The sequence below is a fragment of the Sphingomonas trueperi genome, from assembly GCF_040545665.1.
In the GTDB taxonomy this organism is placed as follows: Bacteria; Pseudomonadota; Alphaproteobacteria; order Sphingomonadales; family Sphingomonadaceae; genus Sphingomonas; species Sphingomonas trueperi_B.
Genome location: NZ_JBEPMH010000001.1, coordinates 374037 through 390095, shown reverse-complemented (window position 1 = coordinate 390095; position 16059 = coordinate 374037). Strand labels below are relative to the sequence as shown.

19 protein-coding genes are annotated in these 16059 nt (G+C 67.0%); 8 read left to right on the top strand and 11 right to left on the bottom strand.

Annotated elements, in window-relative coordinates:
• Position 1 precedes the first annotated feature (1 nt).
• On the top strand, positions 2 to 352 hold the full coding sequence (locus ABIC65_RS01675; RefSeq protein WP_436286690.1) for a DMT family protein: 351 nt from the start codon (positions 2 to 4) through the stop codon (positions 350 to 352).
• Between the two features lie 44 nt (positions 353 to 396).
• A complete protein-coding gene (locus tag ABIC65_RS01670) occupies positions 397 to 537 on the top strand; it encodes a hypothetical protein (protein WP_354306461.1) in 141 nt (46 codons plus the stop codon).
• A 45-nt stretch (positions 538 to 582) separates the two neighbouring features.
• Here ABIC65_RS01670 and ABIC65_RS01665 read toward each other — a convergent pair whose 3' ends face one another.
• The 4 genes from ABIC65_RS01665 to ABIC65_RS01650 all read right to left on the bottom strand — a co-directional run bounded on the left by ABIC65_RS01665 (position 583) and on the right by ABIC65_RS01650 (position 4444).
• A complete protein-coding gene (locus tag ABIC65_RS01665; RefSeq protein WP_354306460.1) occupies positions 583 to 1317 on the bottom strand; it encodes an SIMPL domain-containing protein in 735 nt (244 codons plus the stop codon).
• Between the two features lie 61 nt (positions 1318 to 1378).
• Entirely contained in the window at positions 1379 to 3199 is a 1821-nt protein-coding gene (locus ABIC65_RS01660; RefSeq protein ID WP_354306459.1) for a M2 family metallopeptidase, read from the bottom strand.
• Positions 3200 to 3258: 59 nt separating this feature from the next.
• Positions 3259 to 4020, bottom strand: a complete 762-nt coding sequence (locus ABIC65_RS01655; protein WP_354306458.1) for an alpha/beta fold hydrolase — start codon at positions 4018 to 4020, stop codon at positions 3259 to 3261.
• The gene (locus ABIC65_RS01650) at positions 4001 to 4444 is read right to left on the bottom strand and encodes a GFA family protein (RefSeq protein ID WP_354306457.1); all 444 of its coding nucleotides are present in this window, start codon (positions 4442 to 4444) and stop codon (positions 4001 to 4003) included. The genes ABIC65_RS01655 and ABIC65_RS01650 overlap by 20 nt, the downstream gene beginning before the upstream one ends.
• 163 nt (positions 4445 to 4607) lie before the next feature.
• Between ABIC65_RS01650 and ABIC65_RS01645 the strand changes: the two genes are divergently transcribed.
• Positions 4608 to 6458, top strand: a complete 1851-nt coding sequence (locus ABIC65_RS01645; RefSeq protein ID WP_354306456.1) for a methyl-accepting chemotaxis protein — start codon at positions 4608 to 4610, stop codon at positions 6456 to 6458.
• Positions 6459 to 6567: 109 nt separating this feature from the next.
• Here the strand turns inward: ABIC65_RS01645 and ABIC65_RS01640 are convergent, their stop codons facing one another.
• From ABIC65_RS01640 to ABIC65_RS01620, 5 genes are all read right to left on the bottom strand, one after another.
• Entirely contained in the window at positions 6568 to 6924 is a 357-nt protein-coding gene (locus ABIC65_RS01640) for a tetratricopeptide repeat protein (protein ID WP_354306455.1), read from the bottom strand.
• Between the two features lie 276 nt (positions 6925 to 7200).
• Positions 7201 to 7626 (bottom strand): ExbD/TolR family protein, encoded by a 426-nt coding sequence (locus ABIC65_RS01635; protein ID WP_093295411.1) that lies wholly within the window; start codon positions 7624 to 7626, stop codon positions 7201 to 7203.
• Positions 7627 to 7652: 26 nt separating this feature from the next.
• Positions 7653 to 8132 carry an ExbD/TolR family protein gene (locus tag ABIC65_RS01630; RefSeq protein WP_354306454.1) on the bottom strand — a complete coding sequence of 160 codons (480 nt, stop codon included), beginning with the start codon at positions 8130 to 8132 and terminating at the stop codon, positions 7653 to 7655.
• 83 nt (positions 8133 to 8215) lie between these two features.
• Positions 8216 to 9019: a MotA/TolQ/ExbB proton channel family protein gene (locus tag ABIC65_RS01625; RefSeq protein ID WP_354306453.1), complete on the bottom strand. Its 804-nt coding sequence runs from the start codon at positions 9017 to 9019 to the stop codon at positions 8216 to 8218.
• 75 nt (positions 9020 to 9094) lie between these two features.
• On the bottom strand, positions 9095 to 9769 hold the full coding sequence (locus tag ABIC65_RS01620; protein WP_121077555.1) for an energy transducer TonB: 675 nt from the start codon (positions 9767 to 9769) through the stop codon (positions 9095 to 9097).
• 365 nt (positions 9770 to 10134) lie between these two features.
• Here ABIC65_RS01620 and ABIC65_RS01615 point away from each other — a divergent pair, with 365 nt between their 5' ends.
• Positions 10135 to 10833 (top strand): hypothetical protein, encoded by a 699-nt coding sequence (locus ABIC65_RS01615; protein WP_354306452.1) that lies wholly within the window; start codon positions 10135 to 10137, stop codon positions 10831 to 10833.
• Positions 10834 to 10855: 22 nt separating this feature from the next.
• On the opposite strand, the gene ABIC65_RS01610 is transcribed toward ABIC65_RS01615, so the two are convergent.
• Positions 10856 to 11227: a dihydroneopterin aldolase gene (locus tag ABIC65_RS01610; protein ID WP_354306451.1), complete on the bottom strand. Its 372-nt coding sequence runs from the start codon at positions 11225 to 11227 to the stop codon at positions 10856 to 10858.
• Positions 11228 to 11412: 185 nt separating this feature from the next.
• On the opposite strand from ABIC65_RS01610, the gene ABIC65_RS01605 reads away from it, so the two are divergent.
• From ABIC65_RS01605 to ABIC65_RS01590, 4 genes are read left to right on the top strand one after another with little or no spacing between them, the layout of a single operon-like run.
• A complete protein-coding gene (locus ABIC65_RS01605) occupies positions 11413 to 11934 on the top strand; it encodes a GNAT family N-acetyltransferase (RefSeq protein WP_354306450.1) in 522 nt (173 codons plus the stop codon).
• A 45-nt stretch (positions 11935 to 11979) separates the two neighbouring features.
• Positions 11980 to 12546, top strand: a complete 567-nt coding sequence (locus ABIC65_RS01600; RefSeq protein WP_354306449.1) for a DUF1285 domain-containing protein — start codon at positions 11980 to 11982, stop codon at positions 12544 to 12546.
• Complete coding sequence (locus tag ABIC65_RS01595) at positions 12543 to 13139, top strand: CoA pyrophosphatase (RefSeq protein WP_354306448.1); 597 nt, start codon at positions 12543 to 12545, stop codon at positions 13137 to 13139. The genes ABIC65_RS01600 and ABIC65_RS01595 overlap by 4 nt, the downstream gene beginning before the upstream one ends.
• Entirely contained in the window at positions 13127 to 14374 is a 1248-nt protein-coding gene (locus ABIC65_RS01590) for a CCA tRNA nucleotidyltransferase (protein WP_354306447.1), read from the top strand. The genes ABIC65_RS01595 and ABIC65_RS01590 overlap by 13 nt, the downstream gene beginning before the upstream one ends.
• On the opposite strand, the gene ABIC65_RS01585 is transcribed toward ABIC65_RS01590, so the two are convergent.
• Positions 14314 to 15993: a putative bifunctional diguanylate cyclase/phosphodiesterase gene (locus tag ABIC65_RS01585; RefSeq protein WP_354306446.1), complete on the bottom strand. Its 1680-nt coding sequence runs from the start codon at positions 15991 to 15993 to the stop codon at positions 14314 to 14316. The two genes, ABIC65_RS01590 and ABIC65_RS01585, sit on opposite strands and share 61 nt — an antisense overlap.
• Positions 15994 to 16059 lie beyond the last annotated feature (66 nt).

The window sequence follows — 16059 nt, the reverse complement described above, 5'->3', positions numbered from 1 at the left end:
CATGCCGATGATTGATCGCCTGCTGCCGATCGGGCTGCTGTTCGTCTCCAACGTCTTCATGACCTTCGCCTGGTACGGCCATCTCAAGTTCAAGAGCGCGCCGCTGCTGCTGGTCATCCTGACCAGCTGGGGCATCGCGCTGATCGAATATTGCTTCGCGGTGCCGGCCAACCGGCTGGGCAGCGCGGTCTATTCGGCCGCGCAGCTCAAGGGCATGCAGGAGGTGATCACCCTCACCGTCTTCGCGGCCTTCTCGGTGCTGTATCTGGGGCAGAAGATCACGCTGAACCACCTGATCGGCTTCGCGCTGATCGCGGCGGGCGCCTTCTTCCTGTTCCGCACGCAGAGCTGAACCAGGCGGCGGCAGGCGCGTTTCCCTTAAACAAGGAGAGCGCCATGAACCCCGAACCGACCCGCGAGACGCCCGACACCCAGCCCGGCACCGCGCACCAGCCCGACGGCACCGACAGCTCTGCGGAGTGGAATGCCGGGATCGCCGACGAGAACATGATCCCCGACCAGGATCCCGAGGACTGAGCCCTTCTCGATCCTCCCCCGCCAGGGGGAGGATCGACGCTAGCCTCACTGCAGCTCGAAGGTGACGACCAGCGCCTTCTCGACATGCGTGGCGCCGTCCGCCCGCTTGAAACTGCGGAACACCGCCTGCGGCCCCTGGCTCATCGCCAGCTCGATCTTGTTCTGGACGGCGGGGGTGAGCGGACCGTTGCCGGTTTCGCTGATGCGCACCACCCGGGCGACGCGCAGGCCCATTTCCTTGGCGTAGATCTCGGCATCGGCGCGGGCGTTACGCAGCGCCATCGCCTTGACCTGCTTGTCGGCGGCGTTGACCTCGGCGATATCAGGCTCGGCCCGCTGCGTGCCGATCTTGTAGTCGTTGACGAGCAACTGGTCCCGCACGGCATCCGCCTGCGCCGTCGTGCGGAAGGTCAGCAGCCGCGCCTGGGGATCGGTGACGATCGGCGCGGCATCGCTGGCGCTGTCCGCGTCCTCGCTCTGCATCTGCTCGGCCTGCGCCTTGGCAAGGCTATCGATCGGCGCGTCGCCGATCGCCGCTGCCGAAAGCCCCTGCGCCTTCAGCGTCTCCTCGATCTTGGCGAGCAACGCGGCGCTGTCGCGCTTGGCCTCGGCCTCGGTCTTGCCCTTGCCGATATAGCCGACCTCGAGGGTCACCTTGCCCGGCTTCACGTCGGTCCAGCCATTGCCGACGATTTCCAGGGTGACCGGCTGGCGCCCCTGCGCGCTCGCGACGCCGGGGGCGATCAGGGCCAGTGCCAGAACGAGGCGCTTGGTACGCATCAACTTCTCCTCCAATTTGCGGGCGTACCTGCACAAATCGGAGGAGAAAGTCTCGCAGAAGTTACCAGCCCTGCGGCTGGCCCTTGTTCTGTTCGTCCAGCCACTTCTTGAGCGGGGCAAAATATTCCATCATCGCCTTGCCGGAAATCTCCCGGCTGCCGGTGAAGGTCTGCAGCGCATCCGGCCAGGGCTTAGAGGCGCCCATCTCCAGCATCTTGTTCAGCCGCGCGCCGACTTCCTTGTTGCCGTAGAAGCTGCAGCGATGCAGCGGGCCCTTCCAGCCAGACTGATCGCACGCCGCCTTGTAGAACTGGAACTGGAGCAGGCGCGCGAGGAAGTAGCGCGTGTAGGGCACGCTGCCCGCCACATGGTATTTGGCGCCGGCGTCGAACTTGGTCTCGTCGCGCGCCACCGGCGGCACGATGCCCTGGTACTGGAGGCGCAGCTTGTTCCAGCCCGCCTCATACTGGTTCGCGGGAATCGTGCCGTCGAAGATCTGCCAGCGATACTTGTCGACGAGCAGGCCGAACGGCAGGAACGCCACCTTGTCCATCGCCTGGCGGAGCAGCAGCCCGATATCCTTGTCGGCGCTCGGCACCTGGGCGCGATCGAGCAGGCCGATCTGCACCAGATATTCGGGCGTGATCGAAAGTGCTACGAAATCGCCGATCGCCTCGTGGAAGCCGTCGTTCGCGCCGTTGCGATAGAGCGCCGGCTGCGCCTGGTAGGCGCGCTGATAATAATTGTGGCCGAGCTCGTGGTGGATCGTGACGAAATCGTCCGAATTCACCTTGATGCACATCTTGATGCGGACGTCGTTCTTCTCGTCGATGTCCCAGGCCGAGGCGTGGCACAGCACTTCGCGGTCCGCCGGCTTCAGGAACAGCGAGCGCTCCCAGAAGGTGCCCGGCAGCGCCGCGAAGCCGAGCGAGGAGTAGAAGCCCTCGCCGGTCTGGACCATCTTCTTCCAGTCGTACTGCTTCGCCTTGAGCAGGTCGCCCACGTCATAGCCGAGGTCGCCGGCCCCCTTGGGCGCGACCACGTCGTAGATGTTGCCCCACTCCTGCGCCCACATGTTGCCGAGCAGGTCGGCGCGGATCGGGCCGGTCTTGGCCTGCACCGCATCGCCATACTTCTCGTTGAGCTTGCGGCGGACATAGGTGTGGAGCGCGACGTAGAGCGGCTTCACCTCGTTCCAAAGCTTGTCGGTCATCGCCGCGAACTCGGCGGGCGGCATGTCATAGCCCGAGCGCCACAGCGCGCCGGTGTCGGCGAAGCCCAGCTCCTTCGAGCCCTGGTTCGCGATGCCGACCAGCTTGGTATAATCAGGACGCATCGGCGCGCCGACCGCGTCGTTCCAGCTGACCCACATCTCCTTGAGCTCGCCCGGATCGCGGCTCTTGCCCATCGCGGCCTCGATGTCGCTGCCGTTGATCGGCTTGCCGCCGCGCGTGCCCTTGCCCTTGGCGTAGAAGGAGCCGAGCTTGGTCGAGATGTCGCTGAGCTGCTGGGCGGCGCCTGGCGTGGTCGGTGCCGGCAGCACCAAAGCGGCGCGGAGCATGGTCAGCTGGCGCTGCTGCTCCGGCGTGAGCCCCGGCGCCTTCTGGAGACGCGCCGCGTCGAGCGCGAAGCGGACCGCCATCTCGGTGCCCTTGGCGCCGTAATCGGCGGCGAGCGCATCGGTATCGTCGGTGATGTAGGTGGCGTTGACCCAGGCGACCCGCGACGAGGTGAGCGTGAACGCCGCCATTTCCTGCTGCGCGCGGGTCAGGAACGCCGCGGCTTCGGCGGCGGTGGGTGCCGCCTGCGTCGTGGTCTGCGACTGGGCGGGCGCGGCGAGCATCGCGGCGAGCGCCGCGAGCGAAAGGCCGGTACGGATCATGATGCTAAGTCCCCGGGAAACAAGAAAGGCGCGACCCTGCCGCGCCTTGCCCACCCGCGTCAACCAGCGAGGAACTCGACCAGCGCATCACCGAGTTCGGGCCGGGTGACCGCGCTCATGTGATTGCCCGGAATTTCGACGAACAGGCCGTAGGGCAGCAGGTCCGCCACCTCCTTGGCCGAGCCATTGTCGTAATCCTCGGCACCCGAGATCACTGCGGTCGGCTGCGCGATCGCCGCGATCTCGTCGCGGGGCGTGTCGACGAAGGTGTCGAGGATGCGGAGCAGCGCGACCGGATCGCCCTTGGTAGTCTTGAGGAACGCCTCGGTCAGCCATTCGGAGCTGCCGCGCTGGAAGCTGCCGAGATTGGTGAGCACGCGGTGGAAATAGGCGCCCCGCCCCTTGGTCGCGACCAGCCCGTCCAGACCCATGCCCGAGAGCACCACCTTGTCCGGCGCGGCGCCGTTGGCGAGCATCCGCACCACCGTGCGCGCGCCGAGCGAATAGCCGCCCAGGTCATAGTCGGTGAGACCCAGATGCGCGATCAGCGCGAAATTGTCGCGCATCAGCACGTCTGGCGGATAGGCGGTGGGATCGTGCGGCTTGGCGCTGTGCCCGTGCGCGCGCAGATCGGGCATGATCACCCGCCGCCCACGCGCGGCGAGCTTGGCGGCATGGCCGTACTTGATCCAGTTGACCTCGGCGGTGGAGAAATAGCCGTGGATCAGCACCACGGGGCGCCCCTCCCCCATCTCGGTCCAGGCGATTTCCTGCCCATCGAAGCTGGCGAAGCGGTGCGTTTCAGTCGGGTAGTCGGCCAATTGCGTCCATCCATCGTTTGACGACGTTCGGGTTGTCCTCGGTCCGGTATCGGGGCAGCGCGGTCGTGTCGAGCCACTGTTCGTGCATGCTCTCCATCGCGTAGTTGTGGCGGGGCTGGAAGCGGCCCGGCGCATCGAAGCTTCCGATCGTCAGGTCCATATTGTCGCCGTCGAGAAACTCGAAGGTCAGCGGCGTCCCGCATTCGCGGCAGAAGCCCCGCTCCGCGATCGGCGAGGAGCGGTAGCGATCCGGCTCCCGCTCCCAGCTGACGTCCGCCTTGGCCACCCCCTTGAACGCGATCGAGACGCCGCCGGTCGCCCGCTGGCACATCCGGCAATGGCAGAGATAGGCGTCGTCATTGTCGATCCGAACCCGGTAGCGGATCCGGCCACACTGACACCCGCCGGTGACTTCCTCGTCCATCTTCGCTCTCCTCCTGCAAGATCCGGATGCACAACGCACAAGTCTCCGTAGATGCCCTTAGGTCTTCTCCAAACCGCCCGCCAATTCCTTGCACTATAATGAATACGAAGATTACCGCATTGCGCGCCGATCACGCGCCGCGGGCCATTTTGACGGGATCGACATGCTCAAGCGCTTTCACAACCTTTCGCTCGCCTCAAAGACGACGGTGCTTGCCGTCGGCGGCATGATCCTGCTCGCCGTCGCGACCTTCTTCGTGGCCGATCGGGCGCTGATGCAGCAGGCCGCACAGACCGCGGCCGAGCGCCAGGAAGTGAACATGCGCGTCGCCTGGAGCGTACTGAAGGGCTATGGCGCGGACTTCCGTGTCGAGGGCGACGACCTCTATGTCGGCGATCACAAGCTGAATAACTGGGATGCGCCCGTCGACGAGGTAAAGCGCCTTGTCGGCGGCACCGCCACGATCTTCCGCGGCGACATGCGCGTGTCGACCAACGTCATGAAGGAAGACGGCAGTCGCGCCGTCGGCACCCCGCTCGCCCGCAATGCCGCCTATGAGACGGTCCTGGACAAGGGGCAGCCCTATCGCGGCACCGCCGATATCCTCGGCAAGCCCTTCTTCACCGCCTATGATCCGATCAAGGACGCGTCGGGCAAGACGATCGGCATCCTGTTCGTCGGCATTCCCGAGAGCGACGTGATGGGCGCGATCGGCGGCGCACGCTGGACGCTGGCGCTCGCGGCCGCGCTGATCTCGCTGCTGGTGGCAGGCGCCGCCTGGTATGCCGGCCGGCGCATGTTCTCGCCGCTGGTGCAGATGACCGATGCGATGCGCGCGCTCGCCGCCGGCAAGGTCGACATCGCCATCCCCTCCCATGCCGCGGCAGACGAAATCGGCGCGATGGCCGAAGCGCTCCAGCACTTCCGCACCTCCGAGATCGCCCGCCAGCAGGCCGAGACTCGCGACCGCGAGGCAGAGGCCGCACGCGAGCATGCGATGGACGTGCTCGGTCAAGCGCTCGCCAAGGTCGCGGGCGGTGATCTGACCGCCGATATCGGGCATGACTTCCCGGCGGACTATGCCAAGCTCGCCGACCATTTCCGCTCGGCGATCGGCAGCCTGCGCGAACTGATCGGCACCGTGCTCGAAGGCACGTCCTCGATCCGCACCGGCTCGAACGAAATCGCCAGCGCGTCCGAGGATCTTGCGCGCCGCACCGAGGGCAATGCCGCGAGCCTCGAGCAGACCGCCGCCGCGATCACCCAGATGAACCAGCGGATCGACGCGACCGCCGCCGCTGCCGGCGTGACGGTCGAGCGCGCCGATCAGGCAATCGGCGTGGTCGGATCGGGCCGCGCCACCGCCGATGAGGCGGTGCAGGCGATGACCCGCGTGTCGGATAGCGCCAAGGGCATCGACAGCGTGATCGAGGGTCTCGACAAGATCGCCTTCCAGACCCGCGTGCTTGCCATGAACGCCGCGGTCGAGGCCGGGCGCGCGGGTGAAGCGGGCCGCGGCTTCGCGGTCGTCGCCGACCTCGTCTCGGCACTGGCAATGCGCGCCGAGGAAGAAGCCAAGCGCGCCCGCGACCAGCTCACCGTCACCCAGTCGGAAGTCGTGGTCGCCCGCGGCGCGGTCGAGCGGGTCGACAATGCTCTTGCGGCCATCGTCGACACGGTGGGCGAGGTCCACCAGCTGCTCGGCGGCATCGCGGCGGACAACCGCGCCCAGTCGAGCGCGATCCGCGAGATCAGCAGCGCGATCGGCGACATGGACCGCGCCACCCAGCAGAATGCGGCGATGGTTGAGGAAACCTCGGCCGCGGCGCGCCAGCTTACCGAGCAGGTCGCGCGGCTCGATGCCCATGCCGCCACCTTCCAGACCGGAGGGCAGCAGGCCCCGCTCCGTCGACCCGTGCTGCCGTCGCAGTCGGCTGGTGCGAAGGTCTCGGGTGCCACCCGCGCCGTTCCGGTCCAGGCCATGGCAGACGGTGACGACTGGGCCAGCTTCTAAGCGCCCTTCCCGCCCCAAAGGAAAAGCGCGCCGGCAGAGCCTGGCGCGCTTTCACCTTTTAACCCATAGACGAGAGCGGATCGAACCTGCGACCCGCTCGCTCACCCAATCAACGCGACGCGAGGTGCTGGCGCTGGCCAAGATAGCGCAGACCGGTCTCTGCAATGGCGTGCGAGCCCGCGACCCGATCCGTGGTCACCGTCATCAGCACGTCGTCTTTCTGCAGCACGTTGAGATACAGCGCACGCGCTTCGTCGACCCGGCCGGTGGCGTAATAGATGGCGGCGAGGTTCAGCTGCAGCTCGGGGCGCTGATCGAAGCGCATCTGGTTGAGGAGCTTCTGCTCTGCCGTGGCATAGGAGCCGGTCATGATTTCGCGGGCCGCGAGGTTGCTATCCTGGGCAAGTGCCGGCGAGGCCAGGGTCAGGAGGGACACCGCGGCCGCTGCGACAAGTTTGATCGACATAACGCTCTCCTTCAGTCGTTACACCAAGGTTGCACTTTTGTGACACTTGGATGACTGATAGGTGACACGTTCGCGACAGCCCCGCAACCCCGCATTTGCGCCTAGGATCGGGGAGGTATCGTTTGCCGGAATGGCGGTCGGACAAGCGGGGGCAAATCACGTTCTCGAATGCACGAAGAATGGCCCCGCCCGCCCCTGCCCCGCGGCCTGCGCAAGGCACAAAAAAAGGCGGCCCCGAAGGGCCGCCTTCCCAAAATACTCTGACCGCGCCGCGGATCAGAAATCGTTGCGGTACTGCTCGTTGCCGACGAAGCCCAGCTTCGTGACGTTCGCCCGCTTGATGATCGCCAGAACGCGATCGACCACTTCGTAGCGTGCTGCCGGGTCCGGCTGGAAATGCAGCTCGGGCTCCGGCGAGCGCTGCAGCGATGCGTCCAGATACTGGCGCAGCATCACGTCGTTGATCGGCATGCTGTTCCAGAACACCTGGCCCTGCGCGTCGATATAGACCTTGTTCTTGTCCGGCTCGACCGGGGGCGCGTTGTTGGCGCTCGGCTGCGGCAGGTCGACCTTCACCGCATGCGTCTGCACCGGAATGGTGATGATGAACATGATGAGGAGCACGAGCATGACGTCGATCAACGGCGTCGTGTTCATGTCCATCATCGGCTCGCCGTCATCACGGCCTGCGCTCATTGCCATTGTCGTAACTCCTTAAGCGAGGCCGTTCAGAGCCGGGCGGTATTCGAACCGGGCTCCGGTTCCGAGATGAAGCCGACCTTCACGAAACCCGCCATCTGCATCGTGTAGATGGTGCCGCCGATGCAGCGATAGGGCGTGTTGATGTCACCGCGGATGTGAACTTCGGGAAGTTCCAGACCTGCGGCGTTCGGGCCACCCTGACGGTCGATTTCGGCCTTCAGCTTGGCAACCGCCTTGTCGAGCAGCTCGGTGTGATTGACCCGGGTCAGACCCCAGAAGATCTCACAACCCTCCGGGCCGCCCTTGACCGAGAGCGACACATTTTCCGGCTTCGTGGTCGTCGGTTCGAACTGCACCTTCGGCAACGCGAGGTCGATCGTCTGGACCACAACGGGAACGGCGATGAGGAAGATGATCAGAAGAACCAGCATCACGTCCACGAGGGGCGTGGTGTTGATGTCCGACATCGGTGCGTCGTCGCCGCCGCTGCCTGTGCTAATCGCCATTGGGCGCTATCCTATCCTCTTGTGCGCCGGATCGAGATCCGGCGGCAGGGCCACGCGACCTGCGCAGCCCTGCGACCTTGGTCTTACGGGCGGGTCGGGGCGCCGCCGGTCTGGCCAGCGGTCGTGGTCGCCGGCTTCGCAGCAGCGGCAACGGCCGGCTTCTTCGCGGCAGCGTTGGTCGCCGGCTTCACGCGGCCGTCCGAGGCCAGGTAGCCGAGGACGTCGTTCGAGAACGCATTGAGGTTCTCGGCGATCGACTTGTTGCGGCGCTGCAGGAAGTTGAAGGCGAGCACGGCCGGCACGGCGACGACGAGGCCGAGTGCGGTCATGATGAGCGCTTCACCGACCGGGCCGGCGACGGCGTCGATCGAAGCCTGACCGGCCGAGCCGATCTTGATGAGCGCGCGGTAGATGCCGATAACGGTACCGAACAGACCGATGAACGGCGAGGTCGCACCGACGGTCGCGAGGAAGGCGAGACCGCCGCCCAGCGCCGAATTGATCGAAGCTTCCGAACGGGCCAGCGAGCCGTGCAGCCAGTCATGCGCTTCGACCGGATCGGTCAGCAGCTTGTACTGCTCCTGGGCTTCCAGGCCGTCGTCGACGATCTGGCGATAGGCCGAGTTCTTCTCGAGCTTGGCAGCGCCCTCGCGGAGGCTCGACGAGCTCCAGAAGGTCTGGCGGACGCGCTTCGACTGGTTGATGATCTTCTGCTGCTCGAACACCTTGGTGAACAGGATGTAGAGCGACACGAAGAGCATGAGCACCAGAATGGTGAACACCGACTGCGAGATCAGGCCGCCTTCCTTCAGCGCCTGCTGGAGGCCGTAGGGGCTTTCGCCGCCCTTAGCTGCGGCGGCACCGGCAGCGAGAATGGTCGTGAGCATTTTGGGTCTTTCCTCTAAAAGATAGCTTCTTGCGCAAGCCGGTCCGCCTTGCCCGGCGGACCGGAAACCGGAGAGTTACTTCTGGATCTGCCACCTGAACCGGTTCACGTACGGAGCCGGAATCTTGTTGCCGCTCGCATCCTCTGCAGGATCGAAGCGAGCACGGCGCTTGAGCAGGTTGCACGCCTGGGTATCCAGACGGCTCGAGCCGCTCGACGACGTGATCGTGCACGACACCACCCTGCCCGTCGCGTCGACGTCGAGGCGGAAGCCCGTGACACCTTCTTCACCCGCACGCTGCGACTCCGACGGATAGTCGTCGTTCGTCACCCAAGAACCCGGCGAGCTGCGCGGCTTCAGTGCCTTCGCGACCCGCGGCGGGGCCGGCGGTGCCGGGGGAGCAGCCGGCGCGGGAGGCGCAGGCGGCGTGATCGGCGGCGGGGGCGGGATGATGTTGGTGGTGGCGACCGGCGGCGCAGGCGACACCGACTGCACGATGGCCGGCGGCACCACGACCTGGGTCGGGGGCGGCGGCACCGGCGTGTCCGGCGGCGGCGGCGGCGGCGGAATCTCCTCCGGCGGGGGCGGCGGCTCTTCGACCTCGAAGGTCTTCAGCTCTTCCGCCTTCTTCTTGATATATTGGTATGCCAGACCTGTGACGAAGGCATAACCCATGCCAGCCACGATGATAGCGACGATTACGATCGCTACCACACGACTGCCACTTACATTCCGGTCAGCGTAAGCCATTCGGCAACGTCACTCCCTCTAATCCTGCTTGCGACCCTGGCCGGCTGGCAGCCGCGCACAAGTCCGCTCGCCTCGGGTCACACTGCGCCCCTGATGGCGAGAGCACCGAGTCTGTATCGTGGGCCTTCCGACGACGCAAACTCTTTGTCGGACGAATTGGTCGTACAACGCGCCCATGGCAGAATTATTTCTGTATAAGATCGGCACAATCCGGTACCGGCAGCGGCATGAGAACCGCCCTTACCCTACTATTTTGTTGCGCTGCGGCATTTACTGCGTGTGCGCAACCCGCCCCGCAAACCGCGCAAATCCGCCAAGAAGCGCAAAGTGGCTTACCCAGTTACGCCACCGTCGCGACCGCCGTCGTGAACGCGCCGCTGGTGATCGACGCGCGGATCAGCGACATGATCCGGATCAAGGAAAATGCAGCGCCCGGTCTCGCATCGGGACGGGCCCGCCTTTACGTCACGGCCGATGTGCTGGCCCTGATTCGCGGTAGCAGCGCCCTTCCCACCCAGATTTCGTACCTGGCGGACGTGCCGCTCGATTCTCGCGGCAAGCTACCCAAATTGAAGAAGCAGCGAGTCCTCTTGTTCGCCCGCCCCGTCGGCAACAAGCCCGGCGAGGTTCAGCTGACCGGAGTCGACAGTCAATATCTGTGGAGTCCCGAGCTTGACGCGCGCACCCGCGGCATCACGCGCGAAGTATTGGCAAGCGACGCCACGCCCGCGGTGACCGGCATCGGCAACGCCTTCCATGTGCCCGGCGCGCTGCCCGGCGAAGGCGAGACCCAGGTGTTCGTGAAGACCGCCAACGGCGCGCCGATCTCGCTGCAGATCCTGCGCCGCCCGGGTGAGAAGCCGCATTGGGGCGTGTCGCTGGGCGACATCGTCGATCCTAATGCCGGCGCGCCGAAGCCGGAAACGCTAGCCTGGTACCGGCTCGCCTGCGGGCTGCCCAAGACGCTGCCCGACAGCGCGATTACCGCCGACACGCCCGACAATGCACAGGCCGCGCGCGAGGACTATCAGGTCGTGCTGCGCGACCTCGGACCCTGCGCCTGAACTGGGGCCCCGCCGCCGGTGCTCAGCGCCGGTGGCGGACCAGCGTGATGCCGATCGATTCGTCGGCCTCGGCGATCGCCAGCTTCACGATCCGCACTTCCACCCGGCGAACGCGCGAATCGGAGACGAACAGCGTCTCGCAGATATGGTCGGCCACGGCCTCGATCAGCGTGAAGTGCACGTCCTTGGGCAGCGCGTCGGTCGCGGCATGCTTGAGGTCGATATAGCTTTTCGACGCGGTGAGCGGCGTATCCGGCAGAAAGCGCTCAGGCAGGTCGAGATCGGCGATGACGGAGATGCGCAGCGGCTGCGGCAGATGCGTCTCCTCCGAATAGACTCCGGTGAGCACCTCCACCTCGAGGTCCATGACCTGAAGCTGCAATGAATCGGGCAATCGAACAGCCTTTCCTGGGGCGAAACAGGCGCGCGCCATAGCAGATCGCGGCGCATCCGAAAGCCCGCGGACCTCCCGTGCAGATTCTGCATGTCCATCGGTAAAATCCGCGCTTGCGCTGTGCCATGATGCCGCTAAGGCGCGCGCCTTTCGGCATGGGGTCCGAAAGCGGGGAAGGATTCGCGGTGGTTCAGATAGTTGCGCTCGATGCGGTCGACCCGCACGCCGTCGAGGCGCTGCTCGACCGTGCCTTCGGGCCCGATCGGCATCTGCGTACCGCCTATCGCGTGCGGCAGGGCACTCTGCCGATTTGCCCGTTCAGTTTTGCCGCATTAAGCGAAGATGGCAAGCTCGCCGGCACGATCCAGAGCTGGCCCGTGGCGCTGGCGAGCGATTCGGGCCCGATGGTGCCGCTGGTGATGGTGGGGCCGGTCGCGGTCGAGCCTGATCTGCAGCAGGGCGGCATCGGCCGCCGGCTGATGCAGGAGATGCTCGACGCGGCGGACGTCAGCGCCCTGCCCGGCGCCGAAGCGCTGATGCTGATCGGCGATCCCGAATATTATGGCCGCTTCTTCGGATTCGATGCGAGCCGCACGGAGCGCTGGCGGCTGCCCGGACCGTTCGAGCCGCGCCGGCTGCTGGCGCGCGGCGCGGCGGTGCCGACCTGCTCGGGCATGCTCGTGCCGCGCCTGCGCAAGGTCGCCTGACCGCCAAGGGTTCGACAAAGCCGCGCGGCGCGCTAAGGGAGGCCCATGCCCAACACGCCGCCCCCCGATTTCGCCAGCCTGTCGCTCGCCGAGATCGCCCGCCTGGCGGAAGAGCATCGCCTGCCGCCCGTCGAAAGCTGGAACCCGGCGCATTGCGGCGACAGCGAGATGCGCATCGCCCGCGACGGCACCTGGTACCACCAGGGCAGCCCGATCGGCCGACCGGCGATGGTTCGGCTCTTCTCCACGATCCTGCGGCGGGAATCGACGGGCGGCTTCGTCCTCGTCACCCCGGTCGAGAAGCTCGACATCCTGGTGGAGGATGCGCCGTTCGTGGCCGTCGAGCTGAAGGTGGAGGGCCAGAGCGAGGCCATGCGGCTCGCCTTCCGGCTGAACACCGGTGACGTCGTCGTTGCCGGCCCCGAGCATCCGCTGCGGATCGAAGCGCGCGAAGACGGCCCCCACCCTTATCTGACAGTGCGCGGAGGCCTCGACGCACTGGTCGCCCGCAGCGTCTATTACGAACTCGCCCAGCTCGCGCTGGCGCAGGACGGCACCGCGCCCGGCGTGTGGAGCCAGGGCGTGTTCTTCCCGCTCGAGCCCGAAGCATGAGGCTTGCCGACCAGCTCCGGCGCGCGCTGGACGGCCGGCCGGCCCAGGCGACCACCCTGCTCCCCGGCGACCATGCCTTCTTCGATCCCGCCCAGGTGACGAGCGCCGCCGCCGTGCTGCTTGCAGTGACCGATCGCGACGCGCCCGGCGTGCTGCTCACCCGCCGCAACGCCAATCTGCGCCGCCATGCCGGGCAGATCGCCTTTCCCGGCGGCCGCATCGATCCCGAGGACAAGGATCCCGTCGACGCCGCGCTGCGCGAGGCCGAGGAGGAGATCGCCCTGCCCCGGCGGCTGGTCGAGGTGGTCGGCACGGTCGAGCAGTACCGCACCGTTACCGGCTACCAGGTGACGCCCGTCATCGGGGTCGTGCCGCCGGACCTAACCCTGGTGCCGTCCGAGGCCGAGGTCGCCGAGGTGTTCGAAGTGCCGCTGGCCTTCCTCCTCGACGACGCCAACCATCAGAAGAAAAGCGCGCTCTACCAGGGGCATGAGCGCCATTATTACGAGATCATGTGGAACGACTATCGAATCTGGGGCGCCACGGCGGCGATGCTGGTCAACCTGTCGCGGCGGATGGCATGGCCGCGCTGACGCTGCCGGAGACCGACTGGCGCAGCCGCCCCGGCCTCGACGCGCTGACCAAGGTGCTGGGTGCGGACGAAGGGTGCACCCGGTTCGTCGGCGGGGCGGTGCGTGATGCGCTGCTGGGCATACCGGTCGCCGACCTCGATCTCGCCACCGCGCTGTCCCCCGACGAGGTACTGGCGCGGCTCCGCGCCGCCGGCATCCGCGCGGTACCGACGGGGCTCGATCATGGCACGATCACCGCGGTGCTCGACAGCGGGCCGGTGGAGGTCACCACGCTCCGCCGCGACGTTTCCACCGACGGCCGCCACGCCACCGTCGCCTTCACCGACGACTGGCGGGAGGACGCCGCGCGCCGCGACTTCACGATCAACGCGCTCTATGCCGACCCGAACACGGGCGCGCTGTTCGACTATTTCGGCGGGCTGGAAGACCTGGCGGCGCGGCGCGTGCGCTTCATCGGCGACCCGCTGCGGCGCATCGCCGAGGATCATCTGCGCATCCTCCGCTTCTTCCGCTTCCTCGCCCGCTTCGGCGACACGCCCGACCCCGAAGGTCTCGACGCCTGCACCGCCCGCGCCCGCGACCTGATGGCGCTCAGCCGCGAGCGCATCCGCGACGAGCTGCTCAAGCTGCTGGTCGCGCGCGACGCGGTGGGCGTGACCGCGCTGATGCTGGCGCGCGGCATCCTCGAACCGGTCGTGCCGGAGATCACCACGGCAGCAACGTTGGCGGCGCTTGCCGATCGCGAAGCCCGGCTCGGCGCCGCGCCCGACCCCATCCGCCGCCTCGCCGCGCTGCTGCCGCGCGATCCGGCCGCGGGCGATCTGATCGGCGCGCGGCTGAAGCTCTCCAATGCGCAGCGCAAGCGGCTGGTGCTCGCGCTGACCGACGGCGGGACCGACGACGCCCGCGCCCTCGCCTATCGGATCGGCCGCGACGCTGCCGAGGATCGCCTGCTGCTCGCCGCGACCGACGATGCGGAGGCCGCAAATGGCTGGGCAGCACTCGCCGGGTGGGAAATCCCGCGCCTGCCGATCACCGGCGGCGCGCTGGTCGCGCGCGGGCTCGCCAAGGGTCCGGACGTTGCCCGCGCCCTGCGTGCGATCGAGGACCAGTGGATTGCGGAGGGCTTTCCTGAGACTTCCCACGTCGACGCGATCGCCGACGCCGTGGTGGCTCAGGCCTTGAACGCCTCGATCAGCGCGAAGGCGGCGTCGCCGGGGACCGGCCGGGAATAGTGATAGCCCTGGCCGTAGGTGCAGCCCAGCGCGCCTAGGGTCTGGGCGAGCTCGGGCGTCTCGATGCCCTCGGCGGTCGTCTGCATGCCCAGCGCATAGGCGAGGCTGAGGATCGCGCGGATGATCGCCACCTTGTCGCGATCGGCGAGCATGCCGGTGACGAAGCTGCGATCGATCTTGAGCACGTCGATCGGCAGCTTCTGCAGATAGGCGAGGTTCGAATAGCCGGTGCCGAAATCGTCCATCGCCAGCGTGGTGCCGAGGTCCTTCAGCGCCGACATGGTCTGGGCGATACGATCGGGATCGCTGACGATCGCGCTCTCGGTCAGCTCCAGCGTGAAGCGCGAGCCGGGCATGTTGTGGCGATCGAGCGCGGTTTTCACCATCGCGCCGATCTGGTCGCGCTGCAGCTGGATCGCGGAAAGATTGACGGCGAGCTTCACGCCGCAATCGCCGCCCGCCCGCACGTCCCATTCGGCGAGCGTCCGCGCAGCCTCTTCCATCGCCCAGCGGCCGAGCGGCACGATCAGCCCCGATTCCTCCGCCACGGGAATGAAGGCGTTGGGCGAGATCAGCACGCCGTCGTCATTGGTCCAGCGGGCGAGCGCCTCGAACGAGGTGATCCGGCCGGTACCCAGATCGCAGATCGGCTGGAAGTTGAGCGTCATGCAGCCATTCTCGATGGCGCGGCGCAGCTCGGTCTCGATCGCGAACTGCTCGCGCGCCAGATCGAAGGCGCGGGTATGGTAGAACTCGGTACGGCCGCTCTTCTTGGCGCGGCGGACGGCCAGTTGCGCGTTGCGTACCAGGTCCTCCGGATCGCCGTCGATATCGGCGCCCAGCGCAATGCCGATCGAGCAGTCGATGCGGATCTCGAAATTGGAAAGGCGGAACGGGTTGGTGAAGGCGGCATGGACGCGCTTGGCGACCTGCACGGCGTCGTCCGCGCCGTCGTCGAGCGTCATCAGCACGCCGAATTCGTCGCCGCCGATCCGCGCCAGCACGTCGCGCCCGCGCAGCGCGCCCTTGATCCGGCGCGCGACCGAGATCAGCAGCTCGTCGCCGGCCAGCGCGCCCATGCACGCGTTGACGCGGCTGAAGCGATCGAGATTGATCACCAGCACGGCATGCGCCGCCGCCTCGCCCTCGCCGGTGCGGGTTTCGAGCTCGTCCGAGAAGCCGGCGCGATTGGGCAGGCCGGTGAGGCTGTCGGTCGCCATTTCGCGACGCAGGCTCTGCTCGGTGCGGAGTTCGGAGGTCTGGTCGATGAGCGTGATCAGGCAGCGCGGCTCGGCCGAGTCGCGGCGCGCGAGCACCACGCGGAAATGGCGGCTGTCGACCTCGCCGCCGAAGCGCCAGGCGATGTCCTCCTGCTGCAGGTCGGACGCGAGAAACTGGCCGATCCGCGCGCCGAGCAGCTGGACCACCGGCGAGTCCTGCGCCGTGCAACCCAGGCCTGCGACGCGGAACGGACCGTTGACGGCTGCGAACACATAGCGCCCGTTCTGGATCTCCAGCACCGCGGCCGGGATCGGCATCAGCTCGAGCAGCCCGTCGGTCCCCGGCGGCAGCGCCGAAGACGGGTCCTCGACCCGCGGAGCAGGCTCCGCGGTACGCATACTCAGAGCCCGGACCCTTCGAAACGCCATCCCCTCCGGCATAGCCGCGAAGTAGTTAAAGCGGCC